At 62.0% G+C, this 19881-nt stretch carries 18 protein-coding genes; 4 read left to right on the top strand and 14 right to left on the bottom strand.

Features of this window, described 5'->3' with window-relative positions; translation table 11 throughout:
• From VKM35_RS01585 to VKM35_RS01575, 3 genes are all read right to left on the bottom strand, one after another.
• Nucleotides 1-1263 (bottom strand): serine hydrolase domain-containing protein (locus VKM35_RS01585; protein ID WP_324317651.1); only part of this gene is annotated, 1263 nt, incomplete at its 3' end.
• A 166-nt stretch (nt 1264-1429) separates the two neighbouring features.
• Nucleotides 1430-3511 carry an alkaline phosphatase D family protein gene (locus VKM35_RS01580; RefSeq protein ID WP_324317649.1) on the bottom strand — a complete coding sequence of 694 codons (2082 nt, stop codon included), beginning with the start codon at nt 3509-3511 and terminating at the stop codon, nt 1430-1432.
• Between the two features lie 290 nt (nt 3512-3801).
• The gene (locus VKM35_RS01575) at nt 3802-4449 is read right to left on the bottom strand and encodes a hypothetical protein (protein ID WP_324317647.1); all 648 of its coding nucleotides are present in this window, start codon (nt 4447-4449) and stop codon (nt 3802-3804) included.
• 52 nt (nt 4450-4501) lie between these two features.
• Between VKM35_RS01575 and VKM35_RS01570 the strand changes: the two genes are divergently transcribed.
• Nucleotides 4502-4714 carry a hypothetical protein gene (locus VKM35_RS01570; protein ID WP_324317645.1) on the top strand — a complete coding sequence of 71 codons (213 nt, stop codon included), beginning with the start codon at nt 4502-4504 and terminating at the stop codon, nt 4712-4714.
• A gap of 32 nt (nt 4715-4746) precedes the next feature.
• Here VKM35_RS01570 and VKM35_RS01565 read toward each other — a convergent pair whose 3' ends face one another.
• The 5 genes from VKM35_RS01565 to VKM35_RS01545 all read right to left on the bottom strand — a co-directional run bounded on the left by VKM35_RS01565 (nt 4747) and on the right by VKM35_RS01545 (nt 8535).
• Nucleotides 4747-5382, bottom strand: a complete 636-nt coding sequence (locus VKM35_RS01565; RefSeq protein ID WP_324317643.1) for a hypothetical protein — start codon at nt 5380-5382, stop codon at nt 4747-4749.
• Nucleotides 5383-5432: 50 nt separating this feature from the next.
• Nucleotides 5433-6413 carry a hypothetical protein gene (locus tag VKM35_RS01560; RefSeq protein ID WP_324317641.1) on the bottom strand — a complete coding sequence of 327 codons (981 nt, stop codon included), beginning with the start codon at nt 6411-6413 and terminating at the stop codon, nt 5433-5435.
• Between the two features lie 390 nt (nt 6414-6803).
• Nucleotides 6804-7436 carry a pyridoxamine 5'-phosphate oxidase family protein gene (locus tag VKM35_RS01555; RefSeq protein ID WP_324317639.1) on the bottom strand — a complete coding sequence of 211 codons (633 nt, stop codon included), beginning with the start codon at nt 7434-7436 and terminating at the stop codon, nt 6804-6806.
• Nucleotides 7437-7443: 7 nt separating this feature from the next.
• Nucleotides 7444-7908 carry a nuclear transport factor 2 family protein gene (locus VKM35_RS01550; RefSeq protein WP_324317637.1) on the bottom strand — a complete coding sequence of 155 codons (465 nt, stop codon included), beginning with the start codon at nt 7906-7908 and terminating at the stop codon, nt 7444-7446.
• 75 nt (nt 7909-7983) lie between these two features.
• Complete coding sequence (locus VKM35_RS01545) at nt 7984-8535, bottom strand: carboxymuconolactone decarboxylase family protein (RefSeq protein WP_324317635.1); 552 nt, start codon at nt 8533-8535, stop codon at nt 7984-7986.
• 124 nt (nt 8536-8659) lie between these two features.
• On the opposite strand from VKM35_RS01545, the gene VKM35_RS01540 reads away from it, so the two are divergent.
• Nucleotides 8660-9562, top strand: coding sequence for a LysR family transcriptional regulator (locus VKM35_RS01540; RefSeq protein WP_324317633.1), 903 nt, complete (start codon nt 8660-8662; stop codon nt 9560-9562).
• 94 nt (nt 9563-9656) lie between these two features.
• On the opposite strand, the gene VKM35_RS01535 is transcribed toward VKM35_RS01540, so the two are convergent.
• From VKM35_RS01535 to VKM35_RS01510, 6 genes are all read right to left on the bottom strand, one after another.
• Nucleotides 9657-13583: a methylmalonyl-CoA mutase family protein gene (locus VKM35_RS01535; RefSeq protein WP_324317631.1), complete on the bottom strand. Its 3927-nt coding sequence runs from the start codon at nt 13581-13583 to the stop codon at nt 9657-9659.
• Nucleotides 13584-13836: 253 nt separating this feature from the next.
• Nucleotides 13837-14427 (bottom strand): group 1 truncated hemoglobin, encoded by a 591-nt coding sequence (locus VKM35_RS01530; protein WP_324317629.1) that lies wholly within the window; start codon nt 14425-14427, stop codon nt 13837-13839.
• Nucleotides 14428-14436: 9 nt separating this feature from the next.
• Nucleotides 14437-15339 carry a DUF3034 family protein gene (locus tag VKM35_RS01525; RefSeq protein ID WP_324317627.1) on the bottom strand — a complete coding sequence of 301 codons (903 nt, stop codon included), beginning with the start codon at nt 15337-15339 and terminating at the stop codon, nt 14437-14439.
• Between the two features lie 17 nt (nt 15340-15356).
• The gene (locus VKM35_RS01520; RefSeq protein ID WP_324317626.1) at nt 15357-15803 is read right to left on the bottom strand and encodes a hypothetical protein; all 447 of its coding nucleotides are present in this window, start codon (nt 15801-15803) and stop codon (nt 15357-15359) included.
• Between the two features lie 80 nt (nt 15804-15883).
• Complete coding sequence (locus VKM35_RS01515; RefSeq protein ID WP_324317624.1) at nt 15884-16363, bottom strand: cupin domain-containing protein; 480 nt, start codon at nt 16361-16363, stop codon at nt 15884-15886.
• Nucleotides 16356-16970 (bottom strand): sigma-70 family RNA polymerase sigma factor, encoded by a 615-nt coding sequence (locus VKM35_RS01510; protein ID WP_324317622.1) that lies wholly within the window; start codon nt 16968-16970, stop codon nt 16356-16358. The genes VKM35_RS01515 and VKM35_RS01510 overlap by 8 nt, the downstream gene beginning before the upstream one ends.
• A 428-nt stretch (nt 16971-17398) precedes the next feature.
• Between VKM35_RS01510 and VKM35_RS01505 the strand changes: the two genes are divergently transcribed.
• Both VKM35_RS01505 and VKM35_RS01500 read left to right on the top strand, forming a co-directional pair.
• Complete coding sequence (locus VKM35_RS01505) at nt 17399-18499, top strand: Glu/Leu/Phe/Val dehydrogenase dimerization domain-containing protein (RefSeq protein WP_324317620.1); 1101 nt, start codon at nt 17399-17401, stop codon at nt 18497-18499.
• A 115-nt stretch (nt 18500-18614) separates the two neighbouring features.
• Complete coding sequence (locus VKM35_RS01500) at nt 18615-19772, top strand: isovaleryl-CoA dehydrogenase (RefSeq protein WP_324317617.1); 1158 nt, start codon at nt 18615-18617, stop codon at nt 19770-19772.
• The last annotated feature ends 109 nt before the right edge of the window (nt 19773-19881 follow it).

The following is a 19881-nucleotide window of genomic DNA, read 5'->3' as shown; positions in this document are numbered from 1 at the left end:
GCGGATCGTGTCGTTCAAGTCCATGCCCATGACCTGCACCTTGTCGCTGATGTCCATCCCGTGTGGCGCGGCATAGTCGCCGGTCTGCGCTTTGGCGTAGTCGAACGTGGTGTTGCGCATGCCCAGCGGATTGAACACCAGGTTCTGCATGGCCTGATCGTAGCCGGCACCGAGTTCCGTGCCGGGATACGCCACCTGGCCGCCGATGAAACCTGCCGCCGCCGCCATCGGATTCGAATACTGGAACAGTTCACCGAAGCCACTCGTCGGCTGCATCGTGCCCAGCGTGGCGATGACCGTGGCCGGCGTCTGCTTCTCGCCCTCGAACAACCACTCGTAATCCTGGCGCGGCACGCCAGTACACGCACAGATCAGGTTCTTGACCAGCACTCTGTCTGTGGTCGCCGCATCACCGAGCTTGAAGGTCGGATACACATCCTTGGCGCGCGCATTCCAGTCCAGCTTGCCGGCATCCACCAGCTTGGCCAGCATCAGCGTCGTCAGCGCCTTGGTGTTCGAAGCGATCATGAAACGGGTGTCGCCGTCGACCTTGTCGGGCTTGCCCAACTGGCGTACACCGAAGCCCTGCGACATCACCACCTTGCCGTCCTGCACGATGCCGATGGCCACGCCGGGCACATCAAACTCCTTGCGCATCTGTTCGACGAAGCTGGCAATCTGCTGCAGGCGCGCGGCATCGAGTTTGTGCGCGGTACGTCCAGCGAAGGTTTCGCGGCTGTAGCCGGCGGGCTGCAAGCGCTGCGACAGCTTTCCGAATTGCGAGCCGCGCTTCTCGGCGATGCCCTGGTCCACGTCTATCACCACCGCGGTCCACGTCGTGCCCTTGCGGAAGGCACTCGCAGCGACAACGCGCTTGGCGTTCGCGGCAACGTCGTAATCGTAGAAACGCCGTGCCTCCCAACCGTCCTTCGGCGCGGCATCGCTTGCAACCAACAGTTTCGGACTCATGCCGAGGACCTTCCACGCTTCGGCCACCGCCGCGTCCGCCGTCGCCGCCGTCGCATCAACAATGGCCACACGCGACCCGTCCGCCTCGGGCGGCATCACCAGCACTGCGTTGCCCTGCACACGCTGAGTAAAGCCGGCGGGCAGGATGAAAGTGGTGCCGCGCGGCGTCTTCGCCGGCGCGTCCGCTGCCGCGTCAGCAGCGACAGCGTTCTCATCAGCGGCATAGGCAGGCGACAGGATCAGGGGCGATGCCAGCGCGATAGCGAGCACCAGCGGATGGAGGCAAGGACGCATGGGAATCTCCGACGAGGGGTGTGACGCAGGATACGCACACTCGATGTGAGGCACGGGAATCAGGGCGGTACACAGGCCATCGCTGACCAGAAGGAACGGAGGGAATTAATTACTCTGGCTCCCCTTTTGCCCGTAGGAGCGACGCAAGTCGCGACTCGCGTCGCTCCTACACCGCCAACCCCGCATCGCCTTCCACCACCGTCTGCCGCATTTGTGGCCGCTCGCCTGCTCGCCACAACGACACTTCGTGGCGGACGCGATAGCGCAGCGGCCCGCCGTCCGTGCCGGGGCTGCGCGCGATTGGCCGCGGGATGCAGACGAACTCGGTCACCATCGTGTTGGCATCAACGCGGACGGTGGCGTAGCCGTGTCCGCCCACGTCGACGAAGGACAAGTGCGGCGCGAGGTCGGGATTGCTGACAGCGCGCGCTTTCTCATGGTCACCGCTGCGCGCGTATTCCAGCGCCGAACGCACGCCGTGGCGTAGTAGCAAGTTCATGGTGGGCTGCGGCGGGCCGCCATTGATATTGGCGACGTACAGCGGACGCTGTGGATCGTCCTTTTTAAAATTGTGTTCGTTGGCTTCGGCCGAGCCCACGGAAGAAATCGAACCGCCCACGAAAGTGACGCCCACCGGCTCGAACGCGGCGGGCGGCAAGGCCTTGGCCGCATAGCCTGCCCAGAAGCTGTGGCGATCGCCGGCTACGATCGCGAACCCGGTGATGCCGGCATCGCGCACGGCGTCGAAGATCTCGGCGCGCTCGTGGTACGTGCCACCCCAGTCGTAGGTGGCCATGAGGCCAAAGCCAGCGCCGTCGGGCCATTTGCCCAGTGCGGCCGGGAGATTTTGCGGATCGACGCGCTGGTCGGGCGTTCCCAGCGAAGTGCCCCAGATCTTCCAGGTGGCCTTCGCGCCGCGCAGGCGTTCGAGGAACCAGGCTTTCTGCTTCGCTCCCAGCATCGTCTGCGCGGCTTCGGCGGCGCGATAATTGGCCACGCTCTTGTCGCCGAAAGACAGCTTCGCCGGCGGATGGCCGTTGGCGTAGTCGCGGCCGGCGTCGAGCTGCGCCCACAATTCCTCGGGTACGAAACCCAAAGTGTCGCCTTCGAACAGCGGGTTGATTTCGTCGTGGTTACCGGGGTCGCGCGAGCGGAAACTGCGCTGGTCGGTGAGGATCAGGTCGATGTGCCGGCCCCAGCGCAAGGCGCGATAAATGATCAGGCTGTTGATCGCGGCGAGATTGTTGGCTTCGGTCCCCAGGCCGGTGTCGTCGAAGTCCTTGACCAGCGTGTCGACTACGGGCGGCGCGTTGAAGGTGTCGAGCTTCGAACCCGGCGGTAGCACCCGCGCCGGCTGGTATTCGAACCAGGCCTGGTTGCCCGCGACCTTGAGCGTCTGCGCGGGCACCCAACCGTCCGTGCCGGCAAATTCCTGGATCGACTGCCAGCCGTTCCAGGAGATCTCGTGGTTGTCCCAGATGCACACGAAGGGCCATCTGGCGCGCGCGTCCTGCAAATCCGGATCCAGCAGGTAGGCCTTGTAGGCGACGCGGTAATCCTCCAGCGAGTCCGGCACCCAGAAGCGATTCTTGGCGACGACCTTGCCCTTCGGGTACTTGATCGGGAAGGTGAGCTTGCGGTCGTAGCGGCCGTTCTTGACCTGATCGGGGTACTGCACCACCTCGTAGATGAAATCGCCCAGGTGCAGCACGAAACCGATCCGCTCCTCGGGCGCGGCGCGCTCGTCCTCGAAGATCATCTTGCGATAGGCGTTCATCGCGCCCTCGGGCAGGCACTGGCAACTGACGAAAGCGAAGCGCGCAGGCTGGGAATCGTCGGGGGCGGGCGCGGTCAGCGTGCGGCCGATGCGGCTGCCGCTGCCGTCCTCGTCGACAAAGCGGTACCAGTATTCGCGTGCCGGTTGCAGGTCCGCGACGAGCACGCGGCAGGTCCAGTCGCTCTCGGGCAACACCCGCACCGCCGTCGTCGCGATCACGCGCGTGAACGCCGGATCGTCCGCTATTTCCACCAGCAAGGTGGCGCTCTTGCGCCCGTCCGCATACGGGCGTCGCGTCCAGAGAAGGACGCTTTGCTCATCGGGATCGCCCGATGCGACACCTTGCGGATACAGGTCGCGGCGCTCGCGCCAGCCACTCGATGAAGGGCGCACGGGCACACAGCCCGAGGCCAGGGTCGCGCCCAGTGCGGCGGCGAGTTTCAGGAACTGGCGGCGGTCGACGGTCGGCATATCGGTCACTCCCCTGCGCGGATCGCGATGATCGATGCGCAGGGACGCTAGACCTGATCAAGGGCCGGTGAGCGTGCCGGAAGTACTGCGGCGGGAAATAGTTCCAAATAATGGCCGCAGGGGCTAAGGGAAAAGTGTCCCTGATACCGTTTCCACCGCTCCTACTTTTTGCCTCGAAGCCACCTACTGCAGTCGCTAAGAAATACTACTCTGACCCATGTTTTCAACCGTCAAAAGCTTGAGAAGAATTTGATCCGATCAAACACTCAGCAGCTTTGACCTGACACCCTTCACCCCTCATCGCCAAGCGCATCCGACAACACCGACTGGTACAAATCCAAGCGCAGCCCCGTCAGCACCGACCACCAACTCGCGCCATACAAAATTACAAGAAACGCGGCAGCGATCAACTCCAGATAGTTCACGCTTCCAGACCACGTAAAGCTGCGCACTTGCAGAAACAAAGCGACGACCAACGGAAGAATCCCCAATCTCTCAACCCCACCACTTAGTAGCCCGAGCTTCCGTCTCATCGTCTCGCTTCGACGACGGACATAACCCAGGCCATCTCGAAGAGTGGTGGACGGATAGCCGCGCAGCCACTCGATCAATTGGCGATAACGCGCGTAATCCACATCCATTGCACCAGCGAAGACCGCTTTTCCCTGGCGTAAACTTTTCCAATCACGCTTCAGCTGCAAGACAAAGCTCGTGACGAGGCCGATGACCTCCGCTGCCCCACCAACGACGACCAACCAGATTCGTCCCGGGATGGACGGGAAGAAAATTCCCGTCATGCCGACAAGCGCCCCAACCATCCCAACGAGCAGAAAAGCCCTCACTTTTCCGGCCGCATCTATCAACGGGATGTCAGGCGAATACTTGGCGACTTCTTCTTCCAGCAGGGCGAAAGTGAAATCTGGGCGGTCTGTGCGCATGCATTAGTCTTTCGCTTTGGGAAAGTGCCGTACCGCTGTTTAGAAGCCGCTGATGGCGGCCCCAGAGAAATACTACTCTGACCCCTGTTTTGGAAAATTGCTTCAAGAACTGAAGTCAAAAAAAGGGGCCAGAGTGAATTTCTGTTTCAAACGGAAATTTACTCTGGCCCCTTTGTTGGCGGTTATTTTTTTGGAGGCGGTGGCGGTGGCGGAGGTGGAGGTCTGGGCGGAACGACGCTGGGATTCGGCTTCATTCCCTTCGTGACGCCTTCATTCAGTGGAATCGGCTTCTTCTTGTCAACCATTTTTCTTCCCTCTCGGCTGCTCGATGATCAACAGATCTTCTTTCGAACAAATATACATGGCCTCTACCTCATACCAAAACTTGTGGTCGTCAGCGCGATACACCCTCACATCTCTCAGCAAAACTTCACGGCATCCGTCCTGTTCGGAATGGCTCTCCCTAACCCCTTCAACGAGCTTATTTTGATCAGGCAACAAAATTCTGACCCATGCCACGTCCGACGAATTCAGATAGTAATAAAACAGCGAATCATCGCCATACTTTTCGGTGATACCGAATTTCGCGGCCAACCGGTGAATCCCTCTAGTGTTTATCGCGATCGTGCAAATGAGTCCCAAGCATAGCCCAACACAGACGACACCAAGAATTTCCGGGAAATTGATGACTGATTGCGACTGATCAAGCGAGCTCCAAAAGGTCAACAGCTGATATTGGCCGCCGAATAACATCGCAAGGAGCATCACTATCTGAGCAACCAAATAAGATGCAGCCCCGAGCAGAACCGAATTCAAACCGAATCGAAACGGATCCCATGGCTTATGAACCGTAAGCCTCTCGACTACAGAAGCTGCGACGACGCCTGGCAAGAGCATAATCGTGAGTCGCACTGCAAGTTCAGAAATATCCAAGCTATAACCTCAATTAGTAGCAAATATCTTGAATTTCTGGTGATCGCTGACTAGAACGGAATGTCGTCGTCGCCTGGAAGCGGTCTATGATCGCTGCTATGGACCGGCACGGGCAGATTACAAACAATGTGAAGGTTCAGGATATCGTCCCTGTCCATAAACATAACCTGGCTCCGCTTGGACGCATCTAGCTTGCCTCCTAACCAATTTCTCGCTTGCTTGGTGATTACCCCGCCCGCAACTATGAATGCGTGGTCCACGAGCACCCGCCTACTCGTCTCTGGATCGAAGATTTCGTGCCCTAACATCATGAGAGCCTGATTGAATATCTCAGCGATGTTTGCGTTCGAGCCTTGGCTAGTGCCCGATGAATCGAGTTTTCCCTTTTTCGCCTGTACGCCAAAGTAAAGAACATGTTGAGTCGGCAGAACGTAACGCATCCAGACGTCCTTGCCGTATTCGAGTGCCTTATCCTTGTGACCAGCTGACGTAATTTTATGAAAGCCGAGCTGACGAAAAAGGGGGAGCAGCACATCCTCGATTAATTCGTCTTCAGAGCATTTATCGAGGAAGCGCTCCAACCGATCCCGTCGCGACAGCTCATCTGGCGTGAAAGGTCGATGTGGATTTGCAGCCGTAGACACCGTCTTTGTTCCGACGTGACGAAGATATAATTGATCGTCCTCGCCATAGAAGGCTTCGTAACCCTCTCGAGAAAACGGTTTGTTCAGTGCATCGAGCGCACGAACCCTTCCGGCATCGTCGTCCGCCGCATCTGCCTTGAGCATAAGGATTCTGAAAACGTGAACAAACCTTTCGGGAAGGACAAACGCCGCTGACTGCGGCTCATTTAGCAATTCAGCAAGTCTGTCCGACGTCCAAATCCATCGAGTGGAACCGTCATGGACAAAATCGAGATCACACTCCTGAAAAAAGCGAGTGATATACGAGCTTGACCGATATTCAAAATGGTCGGCGTCGCCAATGACCATTTCTGCAAGTTCGCGGAGGCTGCGATCTCTAAACTTCATAACGTTCTCGATGCATTACAACACCACATCAAAACAGGGGGCAGAGTACCTTTTCCGGCACACAACCGGGGTCAGAGTACCTTTTCGACCGTAGCTGTGGCGAAACTCACCACAATCTCCCGCAACTCTCTCTCAATCATCCCCACCCCCCCCTTCGCGGATTCGGCAAGCAACGATCGCGTTCGGAAATATTTACGTCGACCGCAGCGAGCAAGGCCTGCGTTCGCAGCCAACGATACGGGTCGAATCAATCCGCGCCTTTGTCGAAAGACGGACCACGCAATGCATCGGGACGCCCGTCGGCAAGGGCTTGCGAGAACAGACCACAAGGAAATGGAAGGGACTGGAAGTAATTGAATACCTCCGCCCCCTTTTGATCCAAACGAGAATTTACTCAGACCCCTTGTTTTCCATCCTGCCGCGCAGCTGCGCCAGTTCGTCCTGCAGCGCCGCTATGCGCTGGTCTTTTTCCTTCAGCGCCGCCAACACCTCCTCGGCCTCGAAGCGCGGCGGAATGTGCTGCGGGCAGTTGGCGTCCCAGGCGTTTACCGTGAACAGCATTACCTGTTCCGGCCTGGCCTCGTAGCCTTCGGGCATGAGCTGCGCAAGCAGCGCGTCCGTGGCCTCGGTCATGCGCGCCTGACCCCATATCTTGACGCGCTTGCGCCGGCGGTAGTCGATCAGGAACAGATGCGCTTTCGGGTTCTCGGTGAGATTGCCGCTGCTGATGTACTGGCGGTTGCCGGCGAAATCGACGAAGCCCAGCGTGCGCGCATCCAGCACGCGCAGGAATCCCGGCGGGCCGCCGCGGTGCTGGATATAGGGCTGACCGTCGCTGTTGACGGTCGCCAGGAAGACGCTGCGTTGTTCGCCGATGAACGCTTCGAGCTCGGGCGTGATCGCGATCGCCCAGGAGCCGTTCGCTTCCATCTTCGCGTAAGCGCGGCGCGAACCCTTGCGTGCCTGCAGGTCCTTGACTGCAGGCGTGAAAGCGATGTCGCTGCTGTAGTGCGGTGTGTCCATGCGGACCTCAGAGGCCGAGCGCGCTCAGCGAAGGCTGTGCCTCTGGACGACGACCGAGCGGCCAGTGGAACAGGCGCTCGTCCTCGCGGATCGGCACATCGTTGATGCTGGCGATGCGGGTGCGCATCAGCCCGTGTTGGTCGAACTCCCAGTTCTCGTTGCCGTAGCTGCGCTGCCAGTCGCCGCGCGCGCTCTGCCATTCATAGGCGAAGCGCACGGCGATGCGGTTGTCGCGAAAGCTCCATAGTTCCTTGGCCAGCCGGTACTCGCGCTCGCGCTGCCACTTGCGCGCCAGGAATGCTTCGATGGCCGCGCGGCCTTGCAGGAATTCGCCGCGATTGCGCCAGCGGCTGTCGACCGAATAGGCCTGCGCGACCCGGGACGGATCGCGCGAATTCCAGGCGTCCTCGGCCAGGCGCACTTTCTGCGTGGCGGTTTCCAGGGTGAACGGCGGCAGTGGCGGACGATCCATGTGCGATCCAGAAAATTTGTGGGAAGACGAATCGCCGGCCGCGTTGCCACGGCCGGCGTTGTTCTCGCGCTGGGCTTACGCGGCCTGGCGCAACGCGACCACCGGGAAGTCGATCTCGGTCTTGGCCACTTCGTTGATGTAGTTGGTCCAGGTGTTGAGCGCGACGTGCTGGACGATCTCGATGACCTGCGCATCGCTGTAGCCGGCGGCCTTCACCGCGAGCACGTCGTCGGCGCTGACCTTGCCGCGCAATTGCGTGACCTTGGCGGCGAAGTGCACGGCGGCGGCGGCCTTGACGTCGTTCGAGGTCCCGCTGCGGTTGGCTGCGATCTCGGCGTCGTCGAGCTTGGCCAGGTTCTTGCCGAGGAAGGCGTGCGCCGAGAGGCAATACGCGCAACCGTTGATCTCGGCCACGGCCAGGGCGATGCGCTCGCGGGTCGGCGCCGGCAGGGCACCCTTGGCCAGCGCGCCGGACATGCCGAGATAGCCTTCGAGCGCGGCCGGGCTGGTGGCGACCAGGCGGAACAGGTTGGGAACCGAGCCGAGCTGCTGGTTCACAGCCTGCAGCAGCGGCTGGGCGGCGGCGGGCGCGGATTCGATGCTGGCGGGGATGGCGATACGGGACATGGCGTTCTCCTGGGGTCTTGCGGTAATGGGCGTTGCGCCCGGTGGAGAAAGCCTAAGTAGTTCCGATGATTGGAACTAGACTGGATATAATGGAATCATCCTTCCGAATACTGGAATAGTTGGCATGGACCGTCTCGAGGCGATGACCGTCTTCCTCAGCGCCGTGGAGGGCGGCAGCCTGTCCGCCGCCGGCCGCAAACTCGGCATGCCGCTGGCCACCATCAGCCGCAAGCTCTCCGATCTGGAAGCGCATCTGAAAGCGCGCCTGCTCAATCGCTCGACCCGCCGCCTGACGCTCACCGATGCCGGCCGCGATTACCTGGCCGCCTGCAAGCGCATCCTCGAAGACGTCACCGACGCCGAGCGCGCCGCCGCTGGCGAGTTCAGCGAGCCGCGCGGCGACCTGGTGGTGACCGCGCCGATCGTGTTCGGCCGGCTGCATGTTCTGCCGGTGATCGCCGAATTCCTCAGTGCCTACCCCGAAGTCAACGTGCGCCTGGTCCAGGGCGACCGCGTCGTCCATCTGCTCGACGAGCACGTCGACTTGGCCGTGCGCATCGGCGAGCTTCCCGACAGCCGGTTGACGGCCACGCGTCTAGGCGCCATCCGCCGCGTGGTTTGCGCCAGCCCGGATTATCTTTCCGCGCACGGACAGCCGGCGTCGCCGGGTGAACTCAGCGACCACCGCTGCATCACCTTCGATGCGATGAGTGCGCCCGAGGCCTGGAGCTTCCGGGTGGACGGCGCCGACATCAGCGTCCCGGTGCGCTCGCGGCTGATGGTCAACACCGCCGAAGCCGCCATCGATGCGGCGACAACCGGCGTCGGCGTGACCCGCGTGCTTTCCTACCAGATCGAGACGGCGCAACGCAGCGGCCAATTACAGGCTGTCTTGCGGGAGTTCGAACCCGCGCCGCTGCCGGTCAGCCTCGTCTACCCCGGCCAGCGGCGCCTGCCGCTGAAACTGCGCGCCTTTCTCGATTACGCGACGCCGCGCCTGCGGGAGAGGCTTGCCACCGGCGACTGAAATGGGCGCGGGCACTCATCTACGCCCAGTCGATCAGCTGCTGACGCTCCACCTCGGCGGTCGCGGAGACGGCCCGCGACCTGTTTCATTTCGATCACATATTGCGGCGATATTCGCCACCGACATCGTAAAGCGCGTGACTGATCTGGCCCAGCGAGTGCGTCTTCACTGCTTCCATCAATGCGGCGAAGATGTTCTTGCGGTCGCGGGCGGTGGTTTGGAGGTAGGTGAGGCCAGTTGCGGAAGAAGCTCCCTCACCCTGCCCTCTCCCGGGGGGAGAGGAGGAAGTTGCTTGGAAGGAAGTCGGCAGTGAATTGCGCAGCGTCTGGAACGTCTTGACGTTGTCGATCTGCTGCGCCTTCTCGGGTTCGGTGCTGCGGATCAGTTCGATCGTCGTGGCGATTTCGCCGCCGTGTTCCTTGGGCAGGAAGGTATTCACGCCAATCAACGGCAACGAGCCATCGTGCTTCTTATGCTCGTAGTACATCGACTCTTCCTGGATCTTGCCGCGCTGGTACATGGTGTCCATCGCGCCGAGCACGCCGCCGCGTTCGGATAGCGCTTCGAATTCTTTGTACACGGCTTCCTCGACGATGTCGGTGAGCTCGTCGACGATGAAGCTGCCCTGCCAGGGGTTCTCGCAGAAGTTCAGGCCGAGTTCCTTGGTGATGATCATCTGGATGGCGACAGCGCGGCGCACGCTTTCTTCGGTCGGCGTGGTGATCGCTTCGTCGTAGGCGTTGGTATGCAGGCTGTTGCAGTTGTCGAACAACGCGTACAGCGCCTGCAGCGTGGTGCGGATGTCGTTGAACTGGATTTCCTGCGCGTGCAGCGATCGCCCGCTGGTCTGGATGTGGTACTTCATCATCTGGCTGCGCGGGTCGGCGCCGTAACGCTCGCGCATCGCGCGCGCCCAGATGCGCCGGGCGACGCGGCCGATGACGGTGTATTCCGGGTCCATGCCGTTGCTGAAGAAGAAGCTCAGGTTCGGCGCGAAGTCGTCGACCTTCATGCCGCGCGCGAGGTAGTACTCGACGATGGTGAAGCCGTTGCTGAGAGTGAACGCCAATTGAGAAATGGGATTCGCGCCGGCTTCGGCGATGTGATAACCGCTGATCGACACCGAATAGAAATTGCGCACCTTGTTGTCGACAAAGAACTGCTGGATGTCGCCCATCATGCGCAGCGCGAACTCGGTGCTGAAGATGCAGGTGTTCTGCGCCTGGTCTTCCTTGAGGATGTCGGCCTGCACGGTGCCGCGCACGGTGGACAGCGTCTCGGCGCGGATCTTGCCGTAGACCTCAGGTTCAAGCAGCTGATCGCCGGTGATGCCGAGCAGCGCCAGACCGAGGCCGTTGTTCGTCGGCGGCAGTTCGCCATCGTAAGTCGGGGCTTTCTTGCCTTTGAAAAATTCCTTGATCTTTTTTTCTGCAGCAGACCAGCGCGCGGGCTCCGCCTTGAGGTATTTCTCGACTTGCTGATCGACGGCCGTGTTCATGAACATCGCCAGGATCATCGGCGCCGGGCCGTTGATGGTCATCGATACCGACGTGGTCGGCGCGCACAGATCAAAGCCCGAGTAGAGCTTTTTCATGTCGTCGAGCGTGGCGATGTTGACGCCGGAGTTGCCGACCTTGCCGTAGATGTCCGGGCGCATCGCCGGGTCTTCGCCGTACAGCGTGACCGAGTCGAACGCGGTGGACAGACGCGCGGCGGGCTGGCCGACACTGAGGTAATGGAAGCGGCGATTGGTGCGCTCGGGCGTGCCTTCGCCGGCGAACATGCGGATCGGATCCTCGCCGACGCGGCGATACGGATACACGCCGCCGGTGTACGGATAGGCGCCGGGCAGGTTTTCCTTCATGAGGAAGGTCAGCAACTCGCCCCAGGATTTGTACGTGGGCGCGGCGATCTTCGGAATCTTCTGGTGACTCAGCGACTGCCGGTAATTTTCGACCTTGATCGCCTTGCCGCGCACTTCGTATTCGGTCACGTCATCGGTGATCGACTTCAGACGCGCCGGCCATTCGCGCAGCAGATGCACGGCGTCGGCGCTGAGTGCCTTGACCGCGTCCTGGTAGCGTTGGCGGAGGATAAGCAGGCTGCGATCTACCGTTGCCGCTGTAGGAGCGACGCGAGTCGCGATGCCTTTCTGATTTTGATCGGCGGCGGAAGTCGCGGTCATGCCCGCTCCTGCGACGTCATCGTCGCTGCGGCTCTGCTCCCACTTGAATTTGATCTTGCGGCGATCGCCCTGATAGCTGCGGCGATCGGCACCGGATTGGTAGTTGGCGCCGATGTCGCTGCTACCCGCGGGCGACGCGGTGGCGGGCGCGACGAGATTGATGGCGATGTCGGCGGCATCGTAGAGGCCGAGCATGGGCGGCAATTTTTCGTCACCGATATCTTTCAACGATTGCCAGTACGACTGCGCACGGTCGGCGGCTTCGGCCTGCTTGTCGATGCCGCTGTTGATCGCCCTGCCCTGCTCGGCGATCTCGGCGAGGTAGCGCGTGCGTGCACCCGGAATGAGCACGGTGGCTCGCGGCTCTTTCAGCGAGGTGTCGAAGTGCGGATTGAAATCGCAGCGTGATGCTGTAGGAGCGACGCGAGTCGCGACCGCGTCGTTCTTGCCTGGGCTGCTGTCTTTGCGGGAGGTCGCGACTTGCGTCGCTCCTACATTGACGTCGGTCGTGCCTGGCGTCGCTCCTGCATTGATGTCGGTCGCGATTTCCATCGCTCCTACATGCAATTTTTCGCGCAGCAGGCGGCAGAGATTGACGAACATCCAGGTCACGCCGGGGTCGTTGAACTGGCTGGCAATGGTGGGATACGCGGGGACGTCTTCGTCCTTGACCATGAAGGCGACGCGATTGCGCTTCCACTGCTTGCGCACGTCGCGCAAGGCGTCTTCGGCACCGCGCTTGTCGAACTTGTTGAGCACGATCAGCTCGGCGTAGTCGAGCATGTCGATTTTTTCCAGCTGGCTGGGCGCGCCGAAATCGCTGGTCATCACGTAGACCGGGAAATCGACGAGATCGACGATTTCGGAATCGGACTGGCCGATGCCGGCGGTTTCGACCAGCACGAGGTCGTAGCCCTGCCCTTTCAGGAACGCGATGCAGTCTTTCAGCACGATATTGGTGGCGACGTGCTGGCGACGCGTGGCCATCGAGCGCATGAAGATGCGCGGGCTGCGCAGCGAGTTCATGCGGATGCGGTCGCCGAGCAGGGCGCCACCGCTGCGGCGGCGGGTCGGGTCGACCGAGATCACCGCGATGCGCATTTCGGGGAAGCTTTGCAGGAAGCGATTCATGATCTCGTCGGTGACCGACGATTTGCCGGCGCCACCGGTGCCGGTGAGGCCGATGACGGGGGCGGGGAGACGGGAGATGGGAGATGGGAGGCGTGGATTTGCCCAGGCCTTGCGCAACATCGCCAGTTCGGCGTCGGTAAATTCGCCCTGTTCAATGCGAGACAGATAACGACCGACGGCGATCTCATCGTCGATTGACGGAAGCTCGGGCATGCCCTTCTCCCGTTTCCCGTCTCTCGTCTCCCGGCCGCGCCGCGTACGCGCGACGAGATCCTCGATCATCGCGACCAGACCCATCTGCATGCCGTCGTTGGGGTGGTAGATGCGCTCGACGCCGTAGTCCTGCAGTTCCTTGATCTCTTCCGGCGTGATGGTGCCGCCGCCGCCGCCGAACACGCGGATGTGCGAGGCGCCGCGCTCTTTGAGCATGTCGACCATGTATTTGAAATATTCGACGTGCCCGCCCTGGTAGGACGAGAGCGCGATGCCGTCGGCGTCTTCCTGCAGCGCGGCGCGGACGACATCCTCGACGCTGCGGTTGTGGCCGAGGTGGATGACTTCCGCGCCCTGCGCCTGGATCAGCCGACGCATGATGTTGATGGCGGCGTCGTGGCCGTCGAACAGGCTGGCGGCGGTGACGAAACGCAGCGGACTGCGTTCGGTCTGGGAGTCGGCGTCGGGCAGATGGTTGGCGGCGGTGCTCATGGCTGTTTTCCCCGGTCAAGGGGTCTTGGGTACGGACAGATCCCGATTGTAGCGCGGGGCGAATCCGGGTGGCCCCTCACCCCTCCGAGAGGGGGTTTCGTAGGAGCGATGGCAATCGCGACGGGAAATGCCGACGGCGCTGGCGTCATGGCAGGCCTTGTCGCGATTGCCATCACTCCTACGGGAACAATGGATCACGAGCGAAAAAAAGCCCGCCGAAGCGGGCCTGCCCAAAGTGAAGCAAAGGAATCGGTTAACGGGTTTCGATCTCGCGGTGCATCGGCGCGAGTTTTGCGAGCAGCTTGTTCTGCGCGTGGAAAGGGATGTGGCGTTTGTTCATCGCGACCTGCAGGTCTTCGACCAACGCGTTGAAATTGCTGCGGTCGATGTCCAGATGCGCGTGCACGGTCTTCATGTCGCGGCCGGTGTAAGTGCAGGGGCCGCCGAGGATCACGCAGAACTGTTCGACCAGATGTTTCTTGACGCCTTCCTGGTCGACATTTTCGAAGAACGGTTTGGTGCGTGGATCGGCAAGCAGTCCGCGCATCAGATCGTCCATCAGCGCGATCAGGCCTGGCTTTTCGCCGAAAGCCTTGTACACCGGCAACAGCGACGGATCGGCAGGCGCGGGATCGGCGGCGGTGGGATCGCGCAGCGGCGTCGTGTCGGCGGGCGCAGCGGGTTCGTTGTCGACGGGGATGTCGGCGTCGCTGGCAGCGGCTGCGCTGGTGGGCGGCGCCGGCGATACCGGTGGCGTGCTCTGCGCGAATGCCGGCACGGAAACAGCGACGGACAGGGCGAAGGCGAGCGCGAAACGCAGACGCAGGGAATCGATACGGATCATGGAAACTCCTTAGAAACCGACCTGCACCGAGGCGTAGAGGCCGCGCTGATGGTCTTCGGTGACGATGTTGCCGAGATTGGCGTAGGCCAGGGTCAGGGACAGGTTCTTGTTCGGCGCATAAGCGACGAAAACGTCGTACCAGTCGTCTTCCTTGGCGATGCCGAGGTTGTCGGGCTTCATGCGGTACTCGGCACCGATCGCGACGTGGCGGTTGAGCAGATACGCCGCCGAGAGTTCCAGCTGCGGGCGGTAGTTGTCGTGCAGATCACCACCGAAACCGAGAATGCCGATCTGGTTGGCTTTGGTGAAACGCAAGGTGCCGTTGAGCAGCAGGTTCTGGCCGAGATAGAGCTTGCTGGCGGAAACGTAGAAATCCACGCCGGAATCGTCTTTCGCGCCGATGTAGGCCAGCGTACCGGCCTGGTTGTTTTTCTTGTACTGCAGGCCGATCGAGATCTGCGGCAGCGCGCGATCGCTGTCGAGCACCGCCTCGCCAGCGACACGAACTTTCACGCCAACCACGTTCTGCTGGAAGGTGTAGCCACGACCGAGACCGAGTGCGGTGCCGACGTTTTCGGTGTTGAATTTCTGCTGCGCAATGCTGAGTTCGACGCGATCGTGGAAGCCGATCATCGCGCCGTAATCGTCGAGGTGGTAGGCGCCAACATTGACGTGCGTGTAGAAGGCATTCGCGCCGATCTGGTCGCGATCTTCATTCCCGCCGATCACCGCCCAGGGCGTGAGACCACCGCCGGCCGCGCCCTCGAGTTGGCTGACGCCGCCAGTGAGCAGCAACTTGCCGCTGATGTTTGCGGGCTCGGCATCGTCGGCAAATGCCGGCAGCGACGCTGCGCTCAGGGCGAGAAAAATCGACGTGCGCAGCAGGCTGCGCGCGTGAGGTATTCGGATCATGGTCTGGCCCCGATAAATCAGTGTGTGGTGGGCGCGGAGGCCGATGCGGGCGGCGGCGCGGGGGCCGTGGCGGCCGGGAGCGCGATATGCACGAGATGCCAGACCCCGGCGACGCCTTCACCACCGGCATCGCCGCGATTCTTGTCGGACGCCCAGCGATACAAGGGCTTGCCTTTGTAAGCCCATTGCCGCGAACCATCGCCACGATCGAGTACGGTGAACGACCCCATGGGCTTGGCATCGGCCTCGGCCGTGATTGGCGGCCAGAGCAGGCGGCACTGGTTGATGCATTTGCTCTTGCCGATAGGGTCGCCATCGAAGGTGTAGAGACCGCGCCCCTTGAGATCGACGAGGATGCCGTCGCGGGTGCGCACCGGTGGATAGCCGGGCTTCAAATCATCCGCCAGGGCGAACAAGGGCAGGCAAAGCAAGGCAAGCAGAACGGCACGTTTGACGGTCGACATGGAAACTCCCCTGGTTGAAATGGCGCGGCGGACCGCGACCTCCTGTTTACGCGAAAAATCGCCCGTCGGATGCAACGCTGTCAACGCCGCGGACCGACGAATGCCGAAGGCTCCGGCACGAGCTCGCCGCGGATCAGGAACAGCGCGCCCTGCGGCGCCTCGAATGCCTGGTGTCGATCGCCAGCCCGAGCCAGCAAATAGTCGCCGGCGAAATATTCGATGCCGTCATGCACGATCACGCCCTCGAGCACCAGGCACTCCTCCTCGTGCGAATGCACATGCGGCGGCACGCGCGCACCCGGCTGCACGCGCCACAGCGTGGTCTGGGTGCCGCTGTTGTCGTCGCGGCGCAGCGATTTGATCTCGACACCGGGCAACAACGTCCGCCATTCGCCCTGCTCTCTCCGGATGACGTGCACGACGGCAGCGCCGCCGGCGCCGATGCGCGCCAACAACGCGGCGCGCAAACGCGCGGCGGTATCGGGATCAGGCTGCCTCTCCGGCAGGATTCCCGCCAGCGCGGCCAGCAGGATGGCGTCGTCGGCGCGCGGATCAGTCATGTTTCAGGCCGTGTTCGACCAGCGCCGCACGCAACGCCGCCAGGCCCCGGCGCGCATGCGATTTGACGGTACCCAAAGGCAAGTCGGTCAACTGGGCGATGTCCTGATGGGTCATGTCTTGATAGAAGGCCAATCGCAGGACGCGCTGCTGGACCTCGCTCAACCTGGCGAGGGCTGCCTGCACGGCCTTGGCGGAGCTCCAGGCTTCGGCGACTTGCGCCGCATCGAGGCCTTCACAATCTGCATACGCGTCCTCGCCCGACTCCGGATGCAGGGAGATGTCGCGGGCACGACGGCGGCCACGGCGCAGGCGATCGACCGCGCGGCTCCAGGCCATGTTCTGCATCCAGGCCATGACCGAGCCGCGAGCGGGCAAGTAGTCGCCGGCTTTTTCCCAGACCTGCAGATAAAGATCACTGACCACTTCCTCGGCATCGCCCGGATGCCGCAGTACCCGGAAGATCACCGCATGGATGCGGCCCAGGCTGAGGTCGTAGAGCTGGCCGAGGGCTTCGCAATCGCGGTTGACGATGCGCTGAAGCAGACGCTGCAGGATGGTTTCGTCGGAGATCGTGGGTGGGTCGGCGAGGGCGGTAGCAAGTGTCACGCAGGCCAACCAGCAAGAGAGCGGGCGCTCATTCAACCACCGAGGTGTGCAGGCGGTATGTGAAAACCCGGGTGACGGCGGATCAATGCCGGCAAATCGCGGACAAAAAAAGGCGGCCGGAGTGCGGCCGCCGAATCCCTGCTCAAGGGTTTTGTGCCAGCCGGTTTCCGGGGAGAGACAAAGCGGCCAGGCAAGGAGGCGAACGGGGCTGCTTTGCAAAAGCGGCCAGGCCTTTTACCGCCCTCCCCGACCTGCGGCACGAGCCCCCGACTAGAGTGATTGCTTTACACTACGCCGCGCCAAGCGCCCCCGCGGCCTTGGCTTGGACCCGACAATTTCCTGAATTTCAAACACTTGCAGACGTTTTTCGAAGTCGAACCGGGGCGCCGCCCAGGTTCGATTCGGCGCACGCAAGCACGGAGCTCGCCATGATTTTCGAAACCCTCGCCCAAACCGGTCACGAAGAAGTCATTTTCTGCCACAACAAGGACGCCGGACTGAAGGCGATCATCGCCATCCACAACTCCGTGCTCGGCCCGGCCCTCGGTGGCCTGCGCATGTGGCCTTACGCGACCGAACAGGACGCGCTCAACGATGTGCTGCGCCTGAGCCGCGGCATGACCTACAAGGCGGCGGTGTCCGGCCTGAATCTCGGCGGCGGCAAGGGCGTGATCATCGGCGACCCGGGCAAGGACAAGTCGGAGGCGCTGTTCCGCGCGTTCGGTCGCTTCGTCAACTCGCTCAATGGCCGCTACATCACGGCTGAAGACGTCGGCATCGACGTCAACGACATGGAATACGTGTTCCGCGAAACCGAATTCGTCACCGGCGTGCACCAGGTGCATGGCGGCTCCGGCGATCCCTCGCCGTTCACTGCCTACGGCACGATGCAGGGCCTGATGGCCGCGCTGCAGGTGAAGTTCGGCAACGAGGACGTCGGCAAGTACAGCTACGCGGTGCAGGGCGTCGGCCACGTCGGCATGGAATTCGTCAAGCTGCTGCGCGAAAAAGGCGCCAAGGTCTTCGTCACCGACATCAACAAGGATCTGGTGCAGCGCGCGGTCGACGACCACGGTGCCGAAGCCGTCGCCGCCGACCAGATCTACGACACCGACGCCAACGTCTACTCGCCCTGCGCGCTCGGCGGCACGGTCAACGCCAACACGTTGCCGCGCCTGAAATGCCAGGTGATCTGCGGCGCCGCCAACAACCAGCTGGCCACCGACGAGATCGGCGACGAGGTGATGCGCAAGGGCATCCTGTACGCACCCGATTACGCGGTGAATGCCGGCGGCCTGATGAACGTCTCGCTGGAAATCGACGGCTACAACCGCGAGCGCGCGATGCGCATGCTGCGTACGATCTACTTCAACCTCGGTCGCATCTTCGAGATCAGCAAGCGCGACAACATCCCGACCTACAAGGCCGCCGACCGCATGGCCGAAGAGCGCATCGCCACGATCGGGAAGCTGCGCCTGCCGCATCTTGGCCAGACGGCACCGCGTTTCCAGGGGCGTCGCGGCAATTGATGCTTGGCGAGCAGTGAATGGTGAGCGGTGAGCGGAAAGCGATTCCGTTCGCCGCGTACCCCAGCCTTTCCCGCTCACTGTTCACTGCTCACCGCTAACAACGAACGGACAATCCATGCGCGCATTCCCCCTCGGCGACGATATCGATGCCCTCCGCGACGCGGTCCGCCGCTTCGCCGACAGCGAGATCGCGCCGCGCGCCGCGCAGATCGACCACGACAATCTTTTCCCCGCCGACCTGTGGCGCAAGCTCGGAGATCTCGGTGTGCTCGGCATCACCGTTCCCTCCGAATACGGTGGCAGCGACATGGGCTACCTCGCGCATCTAGTGGCGATGGAGGAAATTTCTCGCGCCTCGGGTTCGGTCGGCCTGTCTTATGTCGCGCATTCCAACCTGTGCGTGTCCAACCTCTTCGCCAACGGCAACGAGGCGCAACGGCACAAATACCTGCCGAAACTGTGCAACGGCGAACACAAGGGCGCGCTGGCGATGAGCGAGCCGGGCGCCGGCTCGGACGTGGTCGGCTCGATGACCTGCCGTGCGGAAAAGCGCGGCGACACCTGGGTCGCCAACGGCAGCAAGATGTGGATCACCAATGGCCCTGAGGCCGACGTGCTGGTCGTCTACATGCGCACCGCCGGCAAGGATGCAGGCAGCAAATGCATGACCGCCTTCATCGTCGAAAAAGGCATGAAGGGCTTTTCCACCGCGCAAAAACTCGACAAGCTCGGCATGCGCGGTTCCAACACCTGCGAACTGGTGTTTGACCAGTGCGAGATCCCCGCCGAAAACGTGCTCGGTGAAGTTCACCAGGGCGTCAAGGTACTGATGCGCGGCCTGAACACCGAACGCCTGGTGATCAGCGGTGGCCCACTCGGACTGATGCAGGCGGCGCTCGACATCACCCTGCCCTATGTGCGCGAACGCAAACAGTTCGACGTGGCGATCGGCACCTTCGGCCTGATGCAAGGCAAGATCGCCGACATGTACACCGCGCTGCAGAGCGCCCGCGCCTACGCCTACCAGGTGGCGCGCGATTTCGATGCTGGCCGCGCCTCGCGCGTGGATTCCGCCAGTTGCCTGCTGCATGCCTCGGAAGCTGCTGTGCAGGTGACGCTGGAAGCGATCCAGTCGCTGGGCGGCAACGGCTATATCAATGAGTATCCGACTGGCCGATTGCTGCGCGACGCCAAGCTGTATGCGATCGGCGCGGGCACCAACGAAATCCGCCGCATGCTGATCGGCCGTGAGTTGTTCGAAGACAAACAGTAACGCCAGCTAATATTCGAGCTCCTGTAGGAGCGACGCAAGTCGCGATTCGTGCAGACGTCACGGCGTTCGCAACTTGCGTCGCTCCTACGGACCAAGATATCCGCCAACC

The sequence above is a fragment of the Arenimonas sp. genome (assembly GCF_035312645.1).
Classification (GTDB): Bacteria; Pseudomonadota; Gammaproteobacteria; order Xanthomonadales; family Xanthomonadaceae; genus Arenimonas.
This window is presented reverse-complemented; position numbering and strand designations above follow the sequence as displayed.

Bases quoted from the DNA above. Each gene is read 5' to 3' on its own strand.
- VKM35_RS01545 (WP_324317635.1), bottom strand. From the start codon at position 8,535: ATGTCCCGTATCGCCATCCCCGCCAGCATCGAATCCGCGCCCGCCGCC.
- VKM35_RS01575 (WP_324317647.1), bottom strand. From the start codon at position 4,449: ATGCGCACAGACCGCCCAGATTTCACTTTCGCCCTGCTGGAAGAAGAA.
- VKM35_RS01530 (WP_324317629.1), bottom strand. From the start codon at position 14,427: ATGATCCGTATCGATTCCCTGCGTCTGCGTTTCGCGCTCGCCTTCGCC.
- VKM35_RS01555 (WP_324317639.1), bottom strand. From the start codon at position 7,436: ATGGACACACCGCACTACAGCAGCGACATCGCTTTCACGCCTGCAGTC.
- VKM35_RS01500 (WP_324317617.1), top strand. From the start codon at position 18,615: ATGCGCGCATTCCCCCTCGGCGACGATATCGATGCCCTCCGCGACGCG.
- VKM35_RS01550 (WP_324317637.1), bottom strand. From the start codon at position 7,908: ATGGATCGTCCGCCACTGCCGCCGTTCACCCTGGAAACCGCCACGCAG.
- VKM35_RS01505 (WP_324317620.1), top strand. From the start codon at position 17,399: ATGATTTTCGAAACCCTCGCCCAAACCGGTCACGAAGAAGTCATTTTC.
- VKM35_RS01525 (WP_324317627.1), bottom strand. From the start codon at position 15,339: ATGATCCGAATACCTCACGCGCGCAGCCTGCTGCGCACGTCGATTTTT.
- VKM35_RS01580 (WP_324317649.1), bottom strand. From the start codon at position 3,511: ATGCCGACCGTCGACCGCCGCCAGTTCCTGAAACTCGCCGCCGCACTG.
- VKM35_RS01535 (WP_324317631.1), bottom strand. From the start codon at position 13,583: ATGAGCACCGCCGCCAACCATCTGCCCGACGCCGACTCCCAGACCGAA.
- VKM35_RS01560 (WP_324317641.1), bottom strand. From the start codon at position 6,413: ATGAAGTTTAGAGATCGCAGCCTCCGCGAACTTGCAGAAATGGTCATT.
- VKM35_RS01520 (WP_324317626.1), bottom strand. From the start codon at position 15,803: ATGTCGACCGTCAAACGTGCCGTTCTGCTTGCCTTGCTTTGCCTGCCC.
- VKM35_RS01515 (WP_324317624.1), bottom strand. From the start codon at position 16,363: ATGACTGATCCGCGCGCCGACGACGCCATCCTGCTGGCCGCGCTGGCG.
- VKM35_RS01540 (WP_324317633.1), top strand. From the start codon at position 8,660: ATGGACCGTCTCGAGGCGATGACCGTCTTCCTCAGCGCCGTGGAGGGC.
- VKM35_RS01570 (WP_324317645.1), top strand. From the start codon at position 4,502: ATGGCGGCCCCAGAGAAATACTACTCTGACCCCTGTTTTGGAAAATTG.